At 56.5% G+C, this 22,433-nt stretch carries 16 protein-coding genes; 9 read left to right on the forward strand and 7 right to left on the reverse strand.

The features are described 5' to 3' along the window. Positions 1-11 precede the first annotated feature (11 nt). The 3 genes from bcsA to bcsR are packed head-to-tail and all read right to left on the reverse strand — an operon-like array spanning position 12 to position 3,537. Positions 12-2,615: a UDP-forming cellulose synthase catalytic subunit gene (bcsA, locus tag WFL93_RS16450; RefSeq protein WP_336778587.1), complete on the reverse strand. Its 2,604-nt coding sequence runs from the start codon at positions 2,613-2,615 to the stop codon at positions 12-14. After that, positions 2,612-3,343 (reverse strand): cellulose biosynthesis protein BcsQ, encoded by a 732-nt coding sequence (bcsQ, locus tag WFL93_RS16455; RefSeq protein ID WP_336778588.1) that lies wholly within the window; start codon positions 3,341-3,343, stop codon positions 2,612-2,614. The genes bcsA and bcsQ overlap by 4 nt, the downstream gene beginning before the upstream one ends. Then, on the reverse strand, positions 3,343-3,537 hold the full coding sequence (bcsR, locus tag WFL93_RS16460; protein WP_009127769.1) for a cellulose biosynthesis protein BcsR: 195 nt from the start codon (positions 3,535-3,537) through the stop codon (positions 3,343-3,345). The genes bcsQ and bcsR overlap by 1 nt, the downstream gene beginning before the upstream one ends. Positions 3,538-3,712: 175 nt before the next feature. Here bcsR and bcsE point away from each other — a divergent pair, with 175 nt between their 5' ends. The 6 genes from bcsE (at position 3,713) to WFL93_RS16490 (ending at position 12,900) form a co-directional block, all read left to right on the forward strand. Next, positions 3,713-5,269 (forward strand): cellulose biosynthesis protein BcsE, encoded by a 1,557-nt coding sequence (gene bcsE, locus WFL93_RS16465; protein WP_336778589.1) that lies wholly within the window; start codon positions 3,713-3,715, stop codon positions 5,267-5,269. Further along, entirely contained in the window at positions 5,260-5,448 is a 189-nt protein-coding gene (locus tag WFL93_RS16470) for a cellulose biosynthesis protein BcsF (RefSeq protein ID WP_336778590.1), read from the forward strand. Before bcsE ends, WFL93_RS16470 begins: the two co-directional genes overlap by 10 nt. Further along, positions 5,441-7,057 carry a cellulose biosynthesis protein BcsG gene (gene bcsG, locus WFL93_RS16475; protein WP_336778591.1) on the forward strand — a complete coding sequence of 539 codons (1,617 nt, stop codon included), beginning with the start codon at positions 5,441-5,443 and terminating at the stop codon, positions 7,055-7,057. Before WFL93_RS16470 ends, bcsG begins: the two co-directional genes overlap by 8 nt. A gap of 566 nt (positions 7,058-7,623) precedes the next feature. Next, positions 7,624-9,636, forward strand: coding sequence for a biofilm formation regulator HmsP (gene hmsP, locus WFL93_RS16480; RefSeq protein WP_180823714.1), 2,013 nt, complete (start codon positions 7,624-7,626; stop codon positions 9,634-9,636). 229 nt (positions 9,637-9,865) lie between these two features. Beyond that, the gene (locus WFL93_RS16485; RefSeq protein ID WP_009127778.1) at positions 9,866-11,146 is read left to right on the forward strand and encodes a dicarboxylate/amino acid:cation symporter; all 1,281 of its coding nucleotides are present in this window, start codon (positions 9,866-9,868) and stop codon (positions 11,144-11,146) included. Positions 11,147-11,391: 245 nt separating this feature from the next. Then, positions 11,392-12,900 carry a M16 family metallopeptidase gene (locus tag WFL93_RS16490; protein WP_180822806.1) on the forward strand — a complete coding sequence of 503 codons (1,509 nt, stop codon included), beginning with the start codon at positions 11,392-11,394 and terminating at the stop codon, positions 12,898-12,900. 134 nt (positions 12,901-13,034) lie between these two features. Here WFL93_RS16490 and WFL93_RS16495 read toward each other — a convergent pair whose 3' ends face one another. Together WFL93_RS16495 and WFL93_RS16500 are read right to left on the reverse strand one after the other, a co-directional pair. Beyond that, entirely contained in the window at positions 13,035-13,904 is an 870-nt protein-coding gene (locus tag WFL93_RS16495; protein WP_049852298.1) for an alpha/beta hydrolase, read from the reverse strand. Positions 13,905-14,290: 386 nt separating this feature from the next. Then, entirely contained in the window at positions 14,291-15,223 is a 933-nt protein-coding gene (locus WFL93_RS16500; RefSeq protein WP_336778592.1) for a sugar kinase, read from the reverse strand. Between the two features lie 282 nt (positions 15,224-15,505). Here WFL93_RS16500 and pdeH point away from each other — a divergent pair, with 282 nt between their 5' ends. Both pdeH and WFL93_RS16510 read left to right on the forward strand, forming a co-directional pair. After that, complete coding sequence (gene pdeH, locus WFL93_RS16505) at positions 15,506-16,279, forward strand: cyclic-guanylate-specific phosphodiesterase (RefSeq protein WP_336778593.1); 774 nt, start codon at positions 15,506-15,508, stop codon at positions 16,277-16,279. Between the two features lie 62 nt (positions 16,280-16,341). After that, positions 16,342-18,402, forward strand: coding sequence for an AsmA family protein (locus WFL93_RS16510; protein ID WP_336778594.1), 2,061 nt, complete (start codon positions 16,342-16,344; stop codon positions 18,400-18,402). Here the strand turns inward: WFL93_RS16510 and ppiC are convergent, their stop codons facing one another. Continuing rightward, positions 18,403-18,684 carry a peptidylprolyl isomerase PpiC gene (gene ppiC / locus WFL93_RS16515; protein WP_036621218.1) on the reverse strand — a complete coding sequence of 94 codons (282 nt, stop codon included), beginning with the start codon at positions 18,682-18,684 and terminating at the stop codon, positions 18,403-18,405. It abuts the gene before it with no gap. 78 nt (positions 18,685-18,762) lie between these two features. On the opposite strand from ppiC, the gene rep reads away from it, so the two are divergent. Beyond that, positions 18,763-20,784, forward strand: coding sequence for a DNA helicase Rep (gene rep, locus WFL93_RS16520; RefSeq protein ID WP_009127791.1), 2,022 nt, complete (start codon positions 18,763-18,765; stop codon positions 20,782-20,784). Between the two features lie 158 nt (positions 20,785-20,942). On the opposite strand, the gene ppx is transcribed toward rep, so the two are convergent. Next, on the reverse strand, positions 20,943-22,427 hold the full coding sequence (gene ppx / locus WFL93_RS16525) for an exopolyphosphatase (protein ID WP_336778595.1): 1,485 nt from the start codon (positions 22,425-22,427) through the stop codon (positions 20,943-20,945). Positions 22,428-22,433 lie beyond the last annotated feature (6 nt).

Consider the following 22,433-nt stretch of genomic DNA (forward strand, 5'->3'; position numbering starts at 1 on the left):
TTATCATCAACTTAAGTGAAATCGGTATTGAGCGACGCAGGCTGGCGCTCAATACGCTGCGGCAGCAGCGTCGCCAGCCAGCTCACCAGCGCGGTGAGCCCACGGAATAAACGGCGCAGCGGCGCGGGTCCATACTCGGCCAGACGCAGGTAGCCTTTAAAACCCAGCAGCATAATGTCGGCCAGACTTTGCACCGGTTTATCTTCCGGGAAGCCGTCCTGCCACAGCGCCCAGGTATCCGCACGCGCAAAGGTGCACTGAATGAATTCGATGTGTTGGCGCGTGGTGAGCTGATGCAGGCGAATGCCGGCGCGACGGCCAAACACGCGCTGCACCTGGCACGGGAAGCTGAACTCCTGCTGGCCCCGACGCAGCAGCAACCACACCGGTTCATCCTCTTTCAGCGCATCGGCTTCTCGCAGCTCAACGCCTACGCCGCCGTCGGAGTAGTCGCGCAGCGTGCACGGCACCATGTGCCCATCCTGACGCGCAATCGCCGCGGGCATGGCGATCTCGACGCGATGCGCTTCGCGGATTTGACGCGCTTCCACCGAAACCGCCACCGCGCCACCGAGGATAATCATGTTGTACAGCACCCATACCAGGCTGACCCAAATGGTGAGCATCTCGTTGGCCGGACCGTAGGCCATACGCCAGAAGGCCATGGCGATACCGGCGATATTCAGCAGCACCAGCATCATGTACGGCTTGGTGATCACCCAATCGAGATGCCGTTCGGCAACCAAACCGCCTTTAGCGGTAACGTTGAACTTGCCTTTATGCGGATTGAACAGCGCCACCGTGGTGGGCCGCGCGATGTACCACGCCAGCACGGTTTCATACACTTCACTCCAGAACGAGTGGCGCCAGCGCCCCTGAATGCGTGAGTTAGTTAAGCTGGTGTGCAGCATATGCGGCAGAACGTAGATGGCAATCGCCAGCGCCGGCGCATAGATGATGTAGGCGTGGCACAGCAGAAACGCCAGCGGCGCCAGCAGGAAGATCAGGCGCGGAATACCGGCGAGAAAGTGCAGCATGGCGTTGGCGTAACACAGGCGCTGCACCAGCTTTAAGCCTTTGCCGAACAGCGGATTATCGAGGCGGAAAATCTGCACCATGCCGCGCGCCCAGCGGATACGCTGGCCAATGTGCGCGGATAAACTCTCGGTCGCCAGGCCCGCCGCCTGTGGAATGCGAATATAGGCCGAGGTGTAACCCTGGCGATGCAGGCGCAGCGAGGTGTGCGCATCTTCGGTGACGGTTTCGACCGCAATCCCGCCAATCTGATCCAGCGCGCTACGGCGCAGCACTGCGCAAGAGCCGCAGAAAAATGCCGCATCCCAGGTATCGTTGCCATCCTGCACTAAACCATAAAACAGCGACCCTTCATTCGGCGTCTGGCGGAAGCGGCCAAGGTTACGCTCGAACGGATCGGGCGAGAAGAAGTGGTGCGGCGTTTGCAGCATCGCCAGCCGATGATCTTTCAGGAACCAGCCCATGGTCAGCTGCAGGAACGAGCGGGTCGGCACATGGTCGCAGTCAAAAATAGCGACGTAATCGCTGCGACACACCGTTTTCAGCGCATGGTTGATATTGCCAGCTTTGGCGTGTTCGTGGCTGGCGCGCACCACGTAATGGATGCCAACGCTGGCGGCAAACTCGCGGAACTCTTCGCGCGTGCCATCGTCCAGCAGATAGATGTTGAGCTTGTCCTGCGGCCAGTCGATGCCCATCGCCGCATAGATGGTCGGCTTCACCACGCTGAGCGGCTCGTTGTAGGTTGGCACCAGGATATCGACGCTCGGCCAGGCAGTAATTTCTGGCGGCATCGAGACCGGCTGGCGATTGAGCGGCCACAGCGTCTGGAAATAACCCAGCACCAACACCGTCCACGAATAGGTTTCTGCGCCAATCAGCAGCAGGCCAAACGTCAGGCTGAGCGGATCGTCCCAGTTGAGGGTTTCGGTATAGCGCCACCACAGATAGCGGCAGGAGATGGTGAGCGACAAGACGATCAGCATGATGGTGGGCAAACGCCCCGGCACGCGCCGCACCAGCATTGCTAATCCCCACAGCAGCAGCACGAAGACAAACTGTGTAGTGATGCCGAAAGGCTGTGAGATACAGAGCAGCGCCAGCAGGCTGGCAACCACTGCGGCCACGATAAACAGCAGCTGACGTAGCCGTGGCGGCAGCGCCTGAATGCGTTGTTCACTGCGCTGGGCGAGACGCGTTTGCTCCAGCCGGACGGGCAGCGCGCCGAGCCACTGATACAACGGCTGACGCCAGCGCAACAGCGGCTCAGCGCTGAAACCCTTACGGGTGCGGTGTTCGCGTGGCCGCACCAGCATCAGCCACAGGCTCTGCATCGCATAGCGCAGCACATCCAGCGGACGCGGGCGCAGCGGCGAAATGTGCGGATAGTAACGCTGACGATGTTGCAGGATATGCTGCCAGCCGGGTGCTTCCAGCCGCAGCAGCGACCAGCCGAGCACGCACCACAGCAGATGCAGCGCGATGGTGCAGCGGCCCGCGCCATGCTGACGCGCCACGGTGGCGCGGCGCTGTAACGCCTGCCACGCGGGTGGCATCAGCAGCCAGCGCAACGGATTCACGCTGCGCCTCCAGCCACATTCAGCAACAGCCAGTTGGCTAGCGTATTGATCTCTTCACTCGCCAGCGCATGCGGCCGGTATTCGCCCACCGGCTGTTTCATCATCAGCGCTTCCGCCAGCGCTTCATCACGGTGAATCACTTGCGGAATCAGGTTCTTCAGCGAACTGATCCACAGCTGATGCAGATCCTGCTGCAGTTGGCTGTTAGCGTTGAACTGGTTAATAAGGAACAGCGTATGCGGGGAGATGCGCGCGTGATGCAGGCGCAGCTGACAGTTGGCGTCCAGCGTCAGTACCTGCAGCAGACGATCGGCGGCGGCGATAAACGATCGCTGCCACGGCAACAGATCCGCCGGGATATCGAGCACTATCCATTGATAATGTGTTTTCAGGGCCGGCAGTGCCTGCAGCAGCGGCGCGGCAAAATCGCCATCGGCCACGCTGAGCTGTGCACTTTGTGGCGGCGTCAGTGCGCCAAACGGCAGAAAATCCAGCCCGCTTTGATAGCGCTGGGCGCATTGCTGCCACGCTTGCTGTTCAAACAGCGCGGGCGCCCAGCCCTGCGAGGTGTTGATGGGCAGATTAAAGTGGGCGGCCAGCTGATTGACCGGTGAAAAATCGATGATCAGCACCGATTCCCCCAGCGCATTGAGCGCCCAGCCTAATGCCGCGCTGAGCGAGGTGGCGCCGCAGCCGCCACGTATACCTTGCAGTGCAATCATCGGCATTAACGATCGGGCTCCTGGGCGGCGCTTATTTCACGCAGCAGCGGCCAGCGCGCCATAATGCTATTCAGGCGCGCTTCACGGGCAATATCAATGTAGCGAAATGCCTTAAGAGAAAAGGCCGCGCTTAAGGCATTAATGTCATCATGATCTTCGCTGCCAGACGCGCTCAGCGAAAAAGCATTTTCTATTTTCATTACTTTTTTGCCACCCAAAATCGACAACGGATGAATTGTGATTCTATTTTTTGTAAAGTCTAAACCAGAATATTGCGACGAACTGTGCAGCGATGCGGTTATTTTTTATTTCACCAGTTCCAATCGTTGCCGTCTAGATTAAACTCGCTGCGAGGGTAGCGATCGCGAATAAAATATGAAAAATCACTATGCGCTTGGCCTGCAACAGATTCAGCAGGAATTAAATACCCTGCAAACGCCAGGGTTTTATTGGATTACCAGCCAGCGTCAGGAGGATGCCCGGCTGTTGCTGCGTCAGGTCATTAGCCAGCAAGATGCCGCCACGCTTATCAGCGCAGATGAGAAGCCGCAGGCGCTGTTAACGCCCGATCCGATTGGCGGTCCGGCGCGAATGCCATTATTTTCCCTGCCCGCCAATAAAACCAGCCTGCAGCAGTTTGAGAGCGATCTTTCCCGCGTGCTGAATAATCGCAGTGGCATCGTGCTGTTTTATAGTAATGCCGCCTTGTGGCGTAAATTATCGCAGGATGAGCTGACTATTTGGCTTAAGCGCATGCGTCGTTTGTTAAGTAAAAAACAAATCACGCTGTTAATGATCACCTCCGGTGCTTCAATAATTCACTTACGTAATCATCTGCAAGGTTATTTTCGCCAGCTTGATGGTCTCGCACATTTAGAGTTTCAGCAGGACAGTTGGCAATATCGAATTAACTGGTGGTACGCCGCCGACAAATTACTGGCCGACCGCGCTATCCGTTTGAGTTATGTCGACAATCAATTTATTGCCGTTAATGAAGTGGAACAAAATATTCCCCTAAGCCGTAACGATGAAAACCAATTTCTGGCGCAGGAAGGTGTGCTGGAAGGGGCGCCGCCGCTCTCGGTGCAGTGGCAGCTGTTTAGCGATAATGACCGCGTGTTTTCGCGTGCCCAGCAGGCAAACGCCGCCACGGTCATCTTTAGCCTGGTCCATAACCAGGACATCAATACGCTAGCGAACATGGTCCATAGTTTGCGCCGATCGCGCGGCAGTGCGCTGAAGATTGTGGTGCGTGAAATCAGTACCACGCTGCGCTATAGCGATGAACGTTTGTTGCTGGCCTGCGGTGTGAATGCCATCGTGCCGAACGCCGCCGGTTTGTCGCGCTTTCTGACCACGCTGGAAGGTATTCAGGGACAGCAATTCTCACGACATGTGCCCGCAAATCTCAGCACACTGATGCAGGCGCTGCAGCCGTTGCAGCAAAAAGGCTATCTGCCGCTCGAGGCGTTTTGTGCGGCGGTGCAGCAGCTAATGAGCAACACGCTGCTTCCCGAGAACGATAAAGGCTTGATGGTGGCATTGCGTCCGGTGCCGCAGCTGAAACCCGAGCAGATTCTGACGCTGTGCAAACCCCGGCGCTTCGGCGATTTGGTCACGCTGATTAACGATCGCATCTATCTGTTCCTCTCTTCATGCCGATTCAATGACCTGGATATTGCGCTGAAATCGATCTTCTCGCTGCCGCACGATGAGCTGTTTAGCAACCGCATGGTGTGGTTTGAAGACAATCAGATTTTATCGGAGGCGCAGAAAATTCGGCAGCTGACGCCGGTGGCGCTGCGCGATGTCACCGAGCAGCCGCTAGCCGTCGCGCCGGTCAGTGCCCCTGCAGCAGCCACCGCGCGCGCCGCACAAACGCCGCAGCCGATCACGCTCAATCTTGATGGAGCAGAGCGCCGATGCTGCTGATGGATTGGGTGCAGGTGGCGATCCTGCTGTTACTGATTTTACTGTTGCTGAAATCACTGTTTGGGCGCGGAGTCGCGCGCCGCAGCATCAACCCGCTGATGCGATGGTTGCCCACCCGCGCGCTGAAATCAGAAGGCCAGTGGCAACGCAAAGCGAAGAAAACGGATAAACATGGATAACAGATTGACGTGGCGCGGCCTTGGTGGCTGGAATTTTTACTTTCTGATCAAATTTGCCCTGCTGTGGTACGGCTATCTCAATTTCCACGCGCTGAGTAATCTGGCCTTTGTGGCATGGCTGCTGTTGCCGCTGCCGGGTTTGCGTCTGCATCGCCTGCGCCAGTGGATTTCTCTGCCGATTGGCGTGGCGCTCTTCTGGCACGATACCTGGCTGCCGGGACTCAATTCGATCATGAGTCAGGGAAGCCAGCTCGCCGGCTTTTCGCCTGGTTACCTGCTGGACCTGCTCAACCGCTTTATCAACTGGGAGATGATTGGCGCGGGCTTGGTACTGCTGGTGCTGTATCTGTTTATCGCGCAATGGATTCGCGTCACCGTGCTGGTGACGCTGATGCTGATCTGGCTGAATGTGCTGACCATCGCCGGACCAGCAGTGAATTTACTGCCGAGCCGCGCGGCAGCGCCCACTGTGAAGCTCGATAATGCGCCAGCGGCGAAAGCACCGGATGGCCTTGATCAATCCGCGCCGCCGACCAGCGCCAATTTAACCGCATGGCTGAACCGCTTTTACGAGAGTGAGCGCCAGCGTGCGACGCACTTCCCGGAAGCGCTACCTGCCGATTCGCAGCCGTTCGATATTCTGGTCATCAACATCTGCTCGCTGTCGTGGTCTGATTTGCAGGTGACGCAGCTACGCAATCATCCGCTGTGGCAGCACTTCGATATTCTGCTCAATAACTACAACTCGGCCACCGGCTACAGCGGCCCGGCGGGGATTCGTCTGCTGCGCGCCAGCTGCGGGCAAAGCTCGCACAGCGATCTGTATAAAGCCACCGATCAGCGCTGCTATCTGTTTGATAATCTGGCGAAGCTGGGCTTTAAGCAGCAGCTGATGATGGATCACACCGGCGTGTTTGGTAACTATCTCAAAGAGCTGCGCGAAGAGGGCAATCTGCAGGCGCCATTGATGTCGCAGGCGGGTATAGCGCCAGAAGTGACCTCGTTTGACGGCTCGCCGGTGTTTAATGATGCGCAGCTGATGCAGCGCTGGCTCGACGATCGCAGTAAGAGCAGCGATGCGCGCAGCGCGACGTTCTATAACCTGATTCCGCTGCACGATGGCACGCGCGAACTGGGCAGCACGCGCAGCGCCGACTGGCAGCCGCGTGCCAAAGTGCTGTTCGACCAGCTCGATGCCTTCCTGACTAATCTGGAGAAGTCCGGCCGTCGCGTGATGGTGCTGGTGGTGCCGGAACACGGCGCGGCGCTGCAGGGCGACAAAATGCAGATGTCGGGATTGCGTGATATCCCCAGCCCGGATATCACCCATGTGCCGGTTGGCATTAAGTTTGTCGGCATGAAGGCAGCGCATCAGGGCCAGCCACTCAGCGTTGAGACGCCAACCAGCCTGATGGCGATCTCTGAAATTGTGTCGCGCGTGGTGGATGGCCAGCGATTTAACGCGCCGAACGTCAATATGTCGCTGCTGACCGATAATTTGCCGCAGACGCCGGTGGTGTCGGAGAACGATAATGCGGTGGTGGTGATGTATCAGGGCAAGCCGTGGATCCGCCTGAACGGCGGCGATTGGGTGGCGTATCCGCAGTAGTTCGGCGCGGGCATTAGTGAGGTCGCCATGAATGGCGACCCTACAGGCGTTCCAGCGATGATAATTCAGGGATAGGCATTGATGCTGCAGCGCGGGTGTTGAGGCGACATCCCAGCCCGCTGAGCGAGTGAGGGATTCCAGGGCGAGCCGCAGGGATGCGGCGAGAGGCGGCGCTGAGCAGGAGCGAATCGCCGCCGGTCCGTCAGGAATCGTGAGGAAGCGAAGGCACCGCGAAGCGGCGGGATGGGCTGGCGCAGGGCCCGGGAGTGCAGAGGGCGCGGCCAGGCGTCCTCTGCTCGGTCGCCGCACGACATAGCTGAAACTGCCTCAGCCGATGGCGAACGAAAGTCGCTCGACGCTTAACTGATCGGCATTACGCCATGAATGGCGACCCTACAAGATGGGCATTCATTTGCAATAACACCTGCCTAATTCCGAATCACTTCATAAATAACCCAACTTGCTTACTTTTCACCGATATCCCGGCGAAAAAAACGCATGAACTGGGATATACTCGCTGCGAATTTCATCTCATGACACGCCTTTGATGGCCTGGAGAAGTTTTGTTGCGCGTCAGTCGTTCTCTAACGATAAAGCAGATGGCGACGGTTTCCGCCGTGGCGATGGTGACCATCTGCATTTTTATTGTCATCCAGCTCTTTCACTTTGTGCAGCAGCGCAGGATTGACTACGCCCAACAAATGGAAAATGTGGCGCATACCGTGCGTCAGCCGCTCTCCGATGCCGTGTTGAAAGCCGATATTCCGCAGGCCGAGCGCATTCTCAATACCTTGAAACCCGCCGGTATTTTATCGCGCGCCGATGTGGTGCTGCCGAACGCGTTCCAGGCGCTACACGCCGATTTCGCGCCGGAAAAACCGGTGCCGCGCTGGGTGGCGCGCCTGTTTGAGCTGCCGGTGCAAATCACGCTGCCGCTCTATTCGGTTGAGCGCTCTGGCTTGCCAAAGCCGATTGCGTATCTGGTGCTGCAGGCCGATTCGTCGCGCGTCTATCAGTTCCTGCTCAGCACGTTATCCACCATGATCACCACCTATCTGCTGCTGGCGCTAATCCTTTCGATCTCCATCAGCTGGTGCATCAACCGCCTGATTGTGCATCCGCTGCGCGATATCTCGCGTGATTTGCAGGAGCTGCCGCCGCAGGCGATTTTGACGCACAAAATGACGCTGCCGCATAACCATCGCGACGATGAAATCGGCATGCTGATTCGCAGCTACAATCGCAATCAGCAGGTGCTGGAGTCGATTCACGACGAAATGAGCCGTATGACTACCCATTTCGCCGTGACGGATCTGCCTAATCGCGCGCTGTTCCTTGCGCTGCTCGAACAACACATGAGCCATCAACGTAACCGCCAGGCGTGGGGACTGATGGTGATTCGTATCGAGACGCTGCAGGAAGCCAACGGCGTTTTGAGCGATGAGCAGCGCGATACGCTGATGTTGACGCTAGTGGAGAAGATTCGCAGCACCGTGGACGATCACGTGCTACTGGCGCAAACCGGGCCGAGCGACTTCGCCTTGCTGATGAAGCGCGCGCACAATCCGTTCCGCGCTATGCGCCTGGCGCGCAATCTGATGATTCGCATCAATCAGCCGGTGAACCTGCAACAGCTGCAGCTGCGGCCTAATGCCAGCATTGGTCTGGCGCTGCATGAAGAGAACAGCATCTCGGCCAGCGAGCAGCTGGATCGCGCTACATCGGCGATGATGTCGGCGCGCCATCAAGGCAAAAACCAGATTCTGTTCTTCGACCCGGCACTCACCGAGCGCGCGCAAAAGCGCTTAACGCAGGAACATGACATTCTGCAAGGTTTGCAGGAGGATCAGTTCTCCCTCTATCTGCAGCCGCAAATCAATATGGAAACCGGTGAATTGGCCGGTGCCGAAGCGCTGCTGCGCATGCGCATGCCGGATGGCAGCTATGGCTTATCGGAAGAGTTTATTGCCAGCGCTGAAGAGATTGGCGTGATTTCGGCGATTGGTCGCTGGGTGTTTGAAGAGGCTTGCCGCATTCTTGCCGGCTGGCAGAAGCAGGGCATTAACATCCCGCTCAGCGTTAACATCTCGGCGGTGCAGCTGCGCGATGCCAGCATGGTGAGTCATTTGCAGGGCTTACTGGAGCGCCATCGCATTGCGCCGGGCAACTTCGTGCTGGAAATTACCGAAACCGCACAGATTGGTGATGCCGAACAGGCGATTGCGCTGCTGCGCTCACTGCAACAAACCGGCGTGGCCGTCGCGCTTGATGATTTCGGCATGGGTTACTCCAATCTTAACTACCTGCATCAGTTTAAAGCGCTGCCGGTGAACAAGCTGAAAATGGATCGCAGCTTCGTCGCGGCACTGCCCGATGATGACACCATGGTACGCATCGTGGCGGCGATTGCCGACATCATTCACCTTGATGTGATCGCTGAAGGTGTGGAAACCGCCGAACAGCGTGACTGGCTGCTGGCGCGCGGAATTACTATAGGGCAGGGCTACTTATATGCTGAAGCGCTGCCGCTCAACGTCTTTAATCAACGCTGGCTCCAGACCCCGCAACTCCCTGAATAATCACCTTGGTTATTGATTTTCCTTATAAAATTACAGCGAAGCGCTAAGCTGAAGCGTTTCAGTTCATAGTTAGAGTTTTGTAACTTTTGTAAGGAATGTTAGGGGATATTAATCTTGTTAACAGGGTGTTATTTTCCTCGCCATCGGTAAGGTTTTACGCTTCTGGCGGCTTGCCGCATGCGTTACTCCACAACAATGGCGGTGCAAACCGTCTTACTGGACACCTGTTATGAAAATCTTAAAAAGCCTCTACTTGCAGGTCATAGTTGCCATTGGCATCGGCGTCCTGTTGGGCCACTTCTATCCTGAGTTAGGCGCACAAATGAAGCCGCTCGGAGATGGTTTCGTTAAGCTGATCAAGATGATCATCGCCCCCGTTATTTTCTGTACGGTGGTGACCGGTATTGCCGGCATGGAGAGCATGAAAGCCGTTGGACGTACTGGCGCGGTTGCGCTGCTGTACTTTGAAGTGGTCAGCACCATCGCGCTGATCATCGGTTTGGTGGTGGTCAACGTGGTGCAGCCGGGTGCGGGCATGAACGTTGATCCGGCCACGCTGGATGCCAAAGCGGTCGCGGTTTACGCCCAGCAGGCGGAGCAGCAGGGCATTGTCGCCTTCTTACTGGATGTGATCCCGAATAGCGTGGTCGGCGCCTTCGCCAGCGGCAACATTCTGCAGGTATTGCTGTTCGCTATTCTGTTCGGCTTTGCGCTGCATCGTCTGGGCAGCGCCGGCACGGTGATGTTTAACGTTATCGAAAGCTTCTCGAAAGTGATCTTCGGCGTTATCAACATGATCATGCGTCTTGCGCCAATCGGAGCCTTTGGTGCCATGGCCTTTACCATCGGGAAATATGGTGTGGGATCGTTGGTGCAGTTGGGCCAGCTGATCATCTGCTTCTATATCACCTGCGTGCTGTTCGTGGTGGTGGTGCTGGGGCTGATTGCCCGCTTCGCCGGCTTCAACATCTTTAAATTTGTCGCCTACATCAAAGAAGAGCTGCTGATCGTACTCGGCACGTCCTCTTCCGAGTCTGCGCTGCCGCGTATGCTGGATAAGATGGAGAAACTGGGATGTAAGAAATCGGTGGTGGGCTTGGTTATCCCTACGGGTTACTCCTTCAACCTTGATGGCACTTCGATTTATCTCACCATGGCGGCGGTGTTTATTGCGCAGGCGACCAATGCGCATATGGATGTGTTCCATCAAATCACGCTGTTAGTGGTGCTGCTGCTCTCCTCTAAAGGCGCAGCGGGTGTCACCGGCAGTGGCTTTATCGTGCTGGCGGCAACCTTGTCGGCGGTGGGACATCTGCCGGTAGCCGGTTTGGCGCTGATTCTGGGTATCGACCGCTTTATGTCGGAAGCGCGTGCGCTGACCAATCTGGTCGGTAACGGCGTGGCGACCATTGTGGTAGCCAAGTGGGTTGGCCAGCTGGATGAGAAGCAAATGAACGCGACGCTTTCTTCAGCGAAAAAGGTGAAAAACGCATCAGAAACCGCTGCGTAAAAGGCTATTTGCGTTAATTTGCCGAGAAATGCCCGCTGTCGCTTGCCCTGACAGCGGGCATTTGCATAATAAACCCCATTGATTTTTTTCCCGATTTTTTGCCTCGTTGCGCGACATCCTGACCTTCTCGTGGTCAAAGAGTCTGTTATTAAATAAACGTGGCGGCAAACTGCCGCACCGGTCACCCCAGATGTGGCCGAACATGCCGCGCTAACGAGCGTTGATCTGTTTGAGTAGGGGTTCACATGCAGGGCACCAGAATTCGGCTTTTGGTTGGCGGATTGCTACTGGCAGCATCCGGTTTTGGCGTGCAAGCCGAGACGCTCCAACCCGATCCCGCCTGGCAGGAAGGTAAACTGGACAATGGTTTTAGCTGGCAGCTGCTAACCACACCGCAACGTCCCAGCGATCGCATTGAACTGCGCCTGATTGTTAACACCGGTTCGCTGGTGGAGAGCGCACAACAAACCGGCTACAGCCATCTTTTATCGCGTTTGGCGATGGTGCATAACGCCACGCTGGACACCAATCAGCAACGCGCGCTATGGCAACAGGCCATGGATCCGCAACGTCCGCTGCCGCCTGCCATCTCTTCGTACGATTACACCCAATACAATCTCAGCTTGCCAAACAACCGTCCGGATCTGTTGAAAGAAGCACTCAACTGGCTGGCGGCAACCGCCGGTAAAATGACGATTAATGAGCAAGTGGTGTCAACCGCGCTGACGGCGACCGATCCCATCGCGACCTGGCCCACGAATACCCAGGATGTGTGGTGGCGCTATCGCCTGAAAGGTTCGGCGATGCTGGCGCACGATCCCGGCGAGCAGCCGCGCGCGCCGGTGGATATCGCCCAGCTCAACAGTTTCTATCAGCAGTGGTATACGCCCGATGGCATGACGCTGTATGTGGTCGGCAATGTTGACAGCCGCAGCATGGCGGAGCAGATCAATAAAGCCTTCTCGCCGCTGAAAGGCAAGCGCGTGGCACCTGCTGCGTTACCGACGCTCTCACCGCTGCCGCATCAGCCGGTTAATCTGGTGAATGGCGGGATGAGTCAGGATCGCCTGTCGCTGGTATGGGATACGGCGTGGCAACCCATCCGTGATTCGCAGAATTTGCAGCGCTACTGGCAGAGCGATTTGGCGCGTGAAGCGCTGTTCTGGCACGTGCAGCGCGCTCTGGCGGACAGCAAAGCGCAAAGCGTACAGGTTGGCTTTGACTGCCGTGTGCTGTATCAGCGTGCGCAGTGCTCGATCAACATGGACAGCCCGAATGCCTCGTTGCCACAGAATATGAATCAGGTGGCGAAAGAGCTGGCGGCGGTGCGTGATAAAGGATTGCCGCAGGAGGAGTTTGATGCGCTGATGGCGCAAAAGCTGCTGGAGCTCAACAAGCTGTTCGCCACTTACGCACGCACCGATACCGATATTCTGATGGGACAGCGTCTGCGCTCGCAGCAAAATGCGGTGGTGGATATTGCGCCAGAGCAGTATCAGAAACTGCGCCAGACGTTCCTCAGCGAAATGACGCGTGACCAGTTAAATCAGGAACTGCGCCAGCAACTGTCGCAGGAGCTGACCATGGTACTGATTCAGCCGCAGGGTGAAGCCGAGACTAACGTCAAGATGCTGCAGGAAAGCTGGGATAAAGTGATGAAACTGCCAGATGCGCCAGCGGCACCCGCTAGCCCGGAAGAAGTAAAACCAGACAACAGCGCCGGCGCGTCGGAACAATCTCCACCTTCCTCGTGACATCCCCTAAATAATTCAAGCTGCAGCAAGGCGGCAAGTGGGCAAATCCCCAGGAGCTTACGTTAGTAAGTGACTGGGGTGAGCCCACGCAGCCAACGCCGCTGCAGCTTGAAGTATGACGGGGATGACGGGGATTATTTGGCTCTAAGCCACTCTGTCACCAGCATCGGCCAGCTGGCGAGCGGAAGGTCCGCCACGCCACGGATACCAAATCCGTGGCCGCCTTTCTGGTAGAAGTGAATCTCCACCGGCACCTTGTGCTCCCTTAGCGCGCTGAAAAACACCATGCTGTTATTCACCGACACCGACTCATCGTCGGAGGCGTGAATCAGCAGCGTCGGTGGCGTTTGTGCATGCACACGCGTTTCCAGGGAATACGCCTCAATCATCTTTTGATCCGGCCACGCGCCGAGCAAGCGGGTGCGCGCGCCTTCGTGGGCCAGACCTTCACGCATGCTGATCACCGGATAGAGCAGCACCATCGCATCCGGGCGCGGCGAGAAGCTGTCGGCCTGATCCTGCACCGGATAGAGTTTATCGCCGAAGCGTGTGCCGAGACTGGCGGCAACGTGTCCGCCAGCCGAAAAGCCCATCATCACGATGTATTTACCGTTCATGCCGCGCTGTGCACGTTCACGTAGCACGCGCACCGCACGCTGCGCGTCGGCCAGCGGCGCGTCTGGGCCTTCATGATGTCCGTCGTACGGCAGGCGGTAGGTCATCACCGCCAGCGTGTAGCCCATTGAGGTGAAGAAGGTTGCGAGCGCGCTGCCTTCACGGTCAATTAGCACGCGCTGATAACCGCCGCCTGGCGCGACTAACAGCGTGATACCGTTCGAGGTTTCCGGATGCCAGAGGGCAATTTCCGGGCAACGCACGCCGGTGGCGGCGCGGTCATAAGGTTCGTACTCTTTGGCGAGATCGACGATCTGCGGCTGAGCGCGCGAATCGCTCGCGCCTGGCGCATCACCGTGTGGCCAGATATTGATGATTTCTGTGTGCATAAGTCAGTCCTGAGCGAGTCATGTTGTCGTTATTCTTTTCGCGGCCGGAGTCACAGCGTCCTGCTGTTATTGATTAAAACATGGTCTCTTTTGCGGCTGACGTCCAGCCGAAAACCGGCGATTTCGCCAGTTTCAGACTATGCCTGGCGGCCGGTTTTCGTGGCATAACACATTGAATTTAAATCACTCTGATAAGCGTATTTGAAGCGGTGCAGCGGGTAATGTTACAGAAGTGGATGAGCTAAGTGATTAGTGGAAATTAGCAGGGAAAAATACTGCGTTAAGGCAAACTTTGGGGGCGAGGTTGTTAGCGGTATTTATGAATTTGGTCGTCATAAATGACGACCTTACAATATGCGTAGGGTGCGCATTCATGCGCACCTCGATTAACGTGGCATCGCGCTCAGCGGAATAATAGCGCCGCGATGCTGGATCACCGTGCTGGCGGTGAGATGACCGCGCGCTGCGGCATCTTCGGCGCTGCCACCGGCTAAACGCACCGCCAGATAACCGGCGCTGAAGGAGTCGCCTGCGGCGGTGGTATCGACCACTTTCTCTTTCGCCAGCTTGATCGCGGCAACTTCCCGCAGCGGTTCGTCGCCGACGGCCACCAGACAGGAGTCGGCACCGCGCTTAATCGCAATCTCCTGCACGCCGGCGGCGCGCGTTCGGGCAATCACCGTTTCCAGCGGCTGCTCGCCCCATAGCAGATCTTCATCGTCGAGCGTGAGGAAGGCCATATCGGTGTGGCGCAGCATCTCGGCATACGCCTGCTGCGCGCTGGCTTTGTCGGCCCACAAACGCGGACGGTAGTTATTGTCGAAAATCACCTTGCCGCCGTTCTGACGACAGGCGCTGAGCAGCGCCATAAGTTTGTTGCGACTGGCTTCCGGCAGAATCGCCAGGCTAATGCCGCTCAGATAGAGATAATCATAGTGTGCCAGCTGCTGGCAGATGTCATCCGCCTGCGCGCTATCCAGCCAGAAGCGGGCGGCCGCGTCGTTGCGCCAGTACCAGAAGGTACGCTCGCCATGTTCATCGGTTTCGATGAAGTACAAACCGGGCATTTTATTGTCGAGGTGCTGAATCAGTTGGGTTTGCACCTGCTCTTGCTGCCAGGCAGCGATCATCTGATCGCTAAAGCTGTCGGTACCCAGTGCGGTGACATAATCCACGCGCAGCTGCTGGTTATCTGACAGACGGGCCAGATATACCGCTGTGTTCAGCGTATCGCCGCCAAAACCGCGTTTGATGTTCTCACCTTTTTCGGACAGTTCAATCATGCATTCGCCAATAATGGCGATTTTTTTCTGCGTCATGGTCTTCGGCCTATAGTGAATTCTGCCTTAGTCTCGCGTCTGGTATGGCAGTCGTCAATGGTTTTTAAAACGATGTTTTAATTTAACTTAAGGCAGTGAACTGCCGGTGCTACGGCGATTTAACGGCCAAAGCGCGTTTTATTTTGCCGATTAAGCGCGAAGCACGCTGTTACACTCATCTATTCATGGGACTAATGAGATCGATAAAGTTATCCCTGCGATCGCCGATACTTGCCGCTGAGATGCTATTTGCAGGCACTCGACACCAACCAGGAAAAAACCATGGTGATGAAGAATTTGAGTCATCGGCTGCCTGTTTCAAATGAACTGGAGCAACAACAGGAAACGCGTCTCTTCTGGCAGCAGTGCCAACGATTCTATACTTTCCAGCCGATTTATCAGGTCTCAGGCCGCTTGCTGGCCATTGAATTATTGACGGCGGTAGCGCATCCCTCCGCGCCAGAAAAAAGGCTGTCGCCCGAAGACTATTTTGAAGCCCTGACTATCGCGCAGCGGCTCGGTGTCGTCCAAGAGCAGCTGGAGCTGCTGATAACATGGTCACCCTTTTTCCATCAGCGTCAGCTGGTGGCTTCGGTGAATATCGATGGTCCAACGCTGATGGAAATTGAGCAGCATGAGTTGATTCGCGCGCTGATCGCGCAGTTGCCGTGGGTGCGCTTTGAACTCACCGAACATCATGCTCTGCCGCAGGAAGAGATGGTGGCGAAGATGCCGGAACTCGGCCCGCTGTGGCTGGATGATTTTGGCTCTGGCATGGCGAACTTCTCCGCGTTGACCGAACTGCGTTATGACTACATCAAACTGTCGCGCGAGCTGTTTATGCTGCTGCGTGCCAGCGATGAAGGCCGCTCCATGTTCTCTATGCTATTGGCGCTAATTAATCGCTACTGCAACGGCGTTATCGTGGAGGGCGTGGAAACTGAAGAGGAGTGGCAACAGGTGCGCAGCTCGCCGGCAATGGCGGCGCAGGGCTATTTCTTCTCGCGTCCGGTGCCGTTTAGCGAGCTGGAACGTATGGCACTTGAGCTTCCCTGATCCCGTTCTGCAGCGTCTCGACTATCCTTAGTCGAGACGTGGAAGGGCAAGGAGGAAGCAATATGTCACGTACCCGAAAGATCCTGAGCTGGGTGGTCGGGATTTTTTTATTATTGGTTGTAGTGATTGTGGTGATCATCGCCACCTTTGACTGGAACCGCCTAAAACCAACGATAAATCAGAAAGTTTCTGCTGAACTCAATCGTCCTTTCGCTATTCGCGGCGATCTTGGCGTGGCATGGGTGCGCAATCGCGAGGAGCCCGGCTGGCGCAGTTGGGTGCCGTGGCCGCAGGTACATGCCGATGATGTGATGCTGGGCAATCCGCCGACGGTTCCTGAAGTCACCATGGTGCATTTACAGCGGGTAGAAGCGACGATCGCGCCGTTGGCGTTGCTGCATAAGCAGATCTACCTGCCGTGGATAAAGATGCAGCAGCCCGACGCGCGGCTGGTGCAAACCGCGGACAAAAAGAACAACTGGACCTTCGATTTAGCCAGCAGCGATAACAGCGAGGCGAATGCCGCGCCGTCTGCCTGGTCCTTCCGCCTCGACAACATTCTGTTCGATAAAGGGCAGGTACGTTATCGCGATGCCATCAATAAAGCCGATGTCACGGTCACCATCAACCCACTGGGCAAACCGGTGCCGTACGCACAGGTGGCGGGCGGTAACGACCAGCAAAAAGGCGCGGGTGATTTTGTCTTTGGCTGGCAGGCGAACGGCACCTACAACAATGAGAAGCTGGAGGGTGACGGCAAAATTGGCGGCATGTTATCGCTGCGCAGTAAAACCACGCCGTTCCCGCTACAGGCGGATGTGCGTAATGGCAGCACGCGCGTGCGCATTGACGGCACCTTGCAAGATCCGCTCAATCTCGGCGGCCTGGATGTGCGCCTGCGCTTCTCCGGTGACACGCTGGCGAACCTGTATGGCCTGACGGGCGTACTGCTGCCCGATACGCCGCCGTATGAAACCGACGGTCATTTGATTGCGCGTTTCAACGAGGAGAAAGGGCCGCTGTTCCGCTACGAGAAGTTTAACGGCCACATCGGCGACAGCGATATTCACGGTTCGCTCAGCTATCGTCAGGGCAAACCGCGTCCAACCTTAACCGGTGAACTCACTTCGAACCAGCTGCGCATGGCGGATTTGGGGCCGCTGATTGGCGTCGATTCAGGTAAAGGCAGCGAGAAGACGCAGCAGGCGAAAGCGCAGCGCGGTGAAGCTGCAGCGCAGCCCGCCGACCGCGTGTTGCCGCATGACAAGTTCGATACCAAAAGCTGGGACGTGATGGATGCGGACGTGAAGTTCAGCGGCAAGCGCATCGAACACAGCAGCAAGCTGCCGTTGAGCGATCTTTACACGCATGTACAGCTAAAGAATGGCGACCTGCTGCTCGATCCGCTGCGCTTCGGTATGGCGGGCGGCAGCATTAACTCCACCATTCATCTGGAAGGCGATCGCAGCCCGATGCGCGGACGCGCCGATCTGCATGCGCGTAAACTGCGTCTGCGTCAGCTGTTCCCGGATGTCACCGCGATGCAAAACAGTTTGGGTCAGCTGAATGGCGACGCCACGCTGAGCGGCATCGGCAACTCGGTGGCGGATCTGTTGGGCACCAGCAATGGCGAAATGAAACTGCTAATGAATGATGGCTTGATTAGCCGCAGCCTGATGGAGATTGCGGGCCTGAACGTTGGGAATTATGTGGTAGGGAAACTGTTTGGCGATGATGAGGTGAAGATTAACTGCGCGGCGACCGATCTGAATATTCGTCAGGGCCTGGCAACGCCGAAGCTGTTCCTGCTGGATACCGAGAATGCGGTGATCAACGTGACCGGCAACGTCAACTTCGCCAACGAACGTATGGACTTGTCGATTAATCCGGAGAGTAAAGGGATTCGCATCATCACGCTGCGTTCGCCGTTATATGTGCGCGGCACCTTCAAAAATCCGGATGCCGGGGTGAAAGCCGGGCCGCTGATTGCGCGCGGTGCCGCAGCGATTGCGCTGGGTGCTGTAGTTGCACCGGCCGCAGCATTGGTTGCGCTGATTTCGCCAAGCGATACGGACGACAACCAGTGCAGTAAGGTGCTGCAGCAGATGAAGAATCAGAAGTGATCAGTTACGCCACAGCACTTTGATGATGTGGTAGCCAAAGGCGGTTTTCACCGGTCCGTAAGGTTGCAGCAGCGGACAGGTGAAGACCGCCTTATCAAATGCCGGCACCATTTGCCCTTTGCGAAATTCACCTAAGTCGCCGCCGTTGCGGCCAGAGGGGCAGGTAGAGTGCTTTTTCGCCAGTTGCTGAAAGTTTGCGCCTTTCTCCAACTGGGCCAGCAAGGATTTTGCCTGCGCTTCCTCTTTCACCAGGATATGTAAAGCCGCCGCGGTTTTCGCCATCATTTTGTCTCGTTGTGTATAATCGTCGCGCGAGCATTATACCCACCTTTCTTTCGAATCAACTGAGCGAATTCCGTTATGCGTCTAAACCCCGGCCAACAACGCGCTGTCGAATTTGTCACCGGTCCTTGTCTGGTGCTGGCCGGTGCGGGTTCAGGTAAAACCCGTGTGATCACCAATAAAATCGCCCATCTGATCCGCGAGTGTGGCTATCAGGCGCGCCATATCGCCGCCGTGACCTTTACCAATAAAGCGTCGCGCGAGATGAAAGAGCGTGTGGCGCAAACGCTGGGGCGCAAAGAGGCGCGCGGCCTGATGATTTCAACGTTCCACACGCTGGGACTTGAGATCATCAAGCGCGAGTACAAAGCGCTGGGAATGAAATCCAGTTTCTCGCTATTCGACGATCAGGATCAGCTGGCGCTGTTGAAAGACCTGACCAAACAGTGGTTGGAAGAAGATAAGACGCTGTTACAGCAGCTGATTTCAACTATCTCCAACTGGAAGAACGATCTGGTCGATCCCCAGGGCGCAGCGGGTTTGGCCAAATCGCAGCGCGACCAGATTTTTGCCCACTGTTATCAGCTGTATGACCAACATCTGAAATCCTGCAACGTGCTGGATTTCGACGATTTAATCGCGCTGCCGACGCTGCTGCTGCAGCGTAATCAGGAAGTGCGTGAACGCTGGCAGCAGCGTATTCGCTATCTGCTGGTGGACGAATATCAGGATACCAACACCAGCCAGTATGAATTGGTGAAGCTGCTGGTCGGCGCGCGGGCGCGTTTTACCGTCGTGGGCGATGACGATCAATCAATCTACTCGTGGCGTGGTGCGCGACCGCAAAACCTGGTGCTGCTGCAAGAGGATTTCCCGGCGCTGGAAGTGGTGAAGCTGGAGCAGAATTACCGCTCGACGCAGCGCATCCTAAAATCGGCCAACATCCTTATCGCCAACAACCCGCACGTGTTTGAGAAGCGCCTGTTCTCTGAACTGGGGCAGGGCAGCGAGCTGAAGGTGCTCAGTGCCAATAATGAGGATCATGAAGCGGAGCGCGTGGCCGGTGAACTGATTGCGCATCACTTCATCAACAAAACCGCCTACAAAGATTACGCCATTCTCTATCGCGGCAACCATCAGTCACGCGTGTTTGAGAAGCAGTTGATGCAGAACCGTATTCCTTATCGCATCTCCGGCGGCACCTCGTTTTTCTCGCGTCCGGAAATCAAGGATTTACTGGCTTATCTGCGCGTGCTGACCAATCAGGAAGATGACAGTGCGTTTCTGCGCATCGTGAATACGCCGCGTCGGGAGATTGGTCCGGCAACGCTACAAAAGCTGGGCGAATGGGCCAATCTGCGCAATAAAAGCTTGTATCACGCCAGCTTTGATATGGGCCTGGAGCAAACGCTGAGCGGGCGCGGATTGGAACATCTGCAGCGCTTCACGCACTGGCTGAATGAGATTATCCAGCTGACGGAACGCGAGCCGGTTAATGCGGTGCGCGACCTGATTCGCGGCATTGATTACGAAAGCTGGCTGTTTGAAACCTCTCCCAGCCCGAAAGCGGCTGAGATGCGCATGAAGAACGTCAACCTGCTATTTCAGTGGATGACCGAGATGCTGGAAGGGGACGAACTGAACGAACCGATGACGCTGGCGCAGGTGGTGACGCGCTTTACGCTGCGCGACATGATGGAGCGCGGTGAGAGCGACGAGGAGCTCGATCAGGTGCAGCTGATGACGTTGCACGCGTCAAAAGGGCTGGAGTTTCCGTATGTCTATCTGGTCGGCATGGAAGAGGGGTTATTGCCGCATCAGAGCAGCATCGATGAGAACAATATCGAAGAGGAGCGTCGTCTGGCGTATGTGGGCATTACGCGCGCGCAGAAAGAGCTGACCTTTACGCTGTGCCGCGAACGCCGCCAGTACGGTGAACTGATGCGCCCGGAGCCGAGCCGCTTCCTGCTGGAACTCCCGCAGGACGATGTGGTGTGGGAGCGCGAGAAAAAAGTGGTGAGTGCAGAAGAGCGTGTGAAGACCGGACAGACGCGCGTTGCCGGGTTAAGAGCGATGCTTGAGAACGCGAAGAAGGGGTAATTATTTCGTTAGACCCACAAGCCTGGCCTCTGACGAGAACCGTTGCGAGCGCAGCGGAGGCAAGGCGAAGAGTTCACGGCAAAGCGGAGTTTACCTGTCGTAAATGAGCATTTGACGTGAACTCTTCAACGCAGCATCAGCAAGCAGAGCAGGTTCGATCAGGAGATGGTTAGCAACCAGTGCACATATGACTGATAATGGCTCTCCTGCTCCAGCAGCTCGGAACGCAGCGGATGCACTTCGCGCCACCCTACTGGCAGTGTCAGATGCAACGCATCATCGTCCGCCTGCAAACGCACGGCCGGTAAAGTGTCATCACGGCGACGACTCGAGAAAATAATCGCTAAACGCAGCAGACGGCTTAATCGCTCCGCCATACGTGGTGGAACGGCATTTTGTTGCGTCAGTAACGCAAGATCGATGCTGCCGCTTTGATTCTGCAACAGGCAAGCCAGCATTTTTTTCTGTGCGGGAGTGAAACCAGGAAGATCAAGATGACGAATCAGATAGGCGGCGTGCTGCGGTGCCTGACGGAAATCGACGCTCAGGCCAATTTCGTGGATTGAGCAGGCGCTCAGCAACAGGTCGCGACATCGGTTATCCAGCTTCCAGCTGCTGCTCACCTGACGGAAGAAACTCTCTGCTAGCTGACGTACGCGACCAGCCTGCTCAATATCAATGGCAAAACGACGTTGCACATTTTGCAACGTGCGGCTGCGGATATCGCGATCAACCGGCAGATGCAGCATGCCATACACTAAACCTTCGCGCAGTGCGCCGCCAGCCAGCGTCATACCTTCAATGCTGAGTTCCTGGAAGATGGCGATGAGGATCGATAATCCGCTGGGGAAGACTAATGCGCGCTCTAGCGTCAATCCTTCAATTTCCAGCTCTTCCAGCTTGCCACATTGAATCGCGCGCTGTTTCAGCTGCTGCAGCTTGCTCAGGGTGATGCGCTCATCCATGCCCTGCGCCATCATAATTTCCTGCAGCGCCTGCACGGTACCGGATGCACCCACACAGATTTGCCAGCCTTTCTCGCGTAGCGCAGCGGCTACTGGGCGGATCATCTCACGCGCCGCCGTTTCAGCTTGCTCGAAATTCTCTTTCGCCAGATGACGATCGCTGAAATAGCGTTCGAGCCAGGTTACGCAGCCCATCGATAAGCTAAAGAGCGTGGTAGCGTGCGAGCCTTCGCCGGTCACCAGTTCTGTGCTTCCGCCGCCGATATCAACCACTAAACGCTGATCGGAACCGCCAGTAGTATGCGCAACACCTTGATAAATGAGGCGAGCTTCCTCTTCGCCGCTGATGACATTCACCGGGCAGCCAAGAATTTGTTCAGCGGTAACGAGAAAATCTTGCGCATTTTCTGCAATGCGCAGCGTGGCGGTTGCCACCACGCGGATCTGTTCCGGGGGAATATCCTGCAGCTGTTCGGAGAACAACTTCAGACACTGCCAGCCGCGATGCATCGCCTCTGCAGAGAGATGATTGGCTTTGTCGAGACCGGCTGCCAGACGCACTTTGCGTTTTATCCGCGCGACGGTCTGAATACTGCCAGACACCTCGCGCACCACCAACATATGAAAGCTGTTAGAACCTAAATCAATCGCTGCATAAAGTGACGATGCGCTTAGCATGGTGTG

This window comes from Pantoea sp. USHLN256 (assembly GCF_037149875.1).
In the GTDB taxonomy this organism is placed as follows: domain Bacteria; phylum Pseudomonadota; class Gammaproteobacteria; order Enterobacterales; family Enterobacteriaceae; genus Pantoea; species Pantoea nemavictus.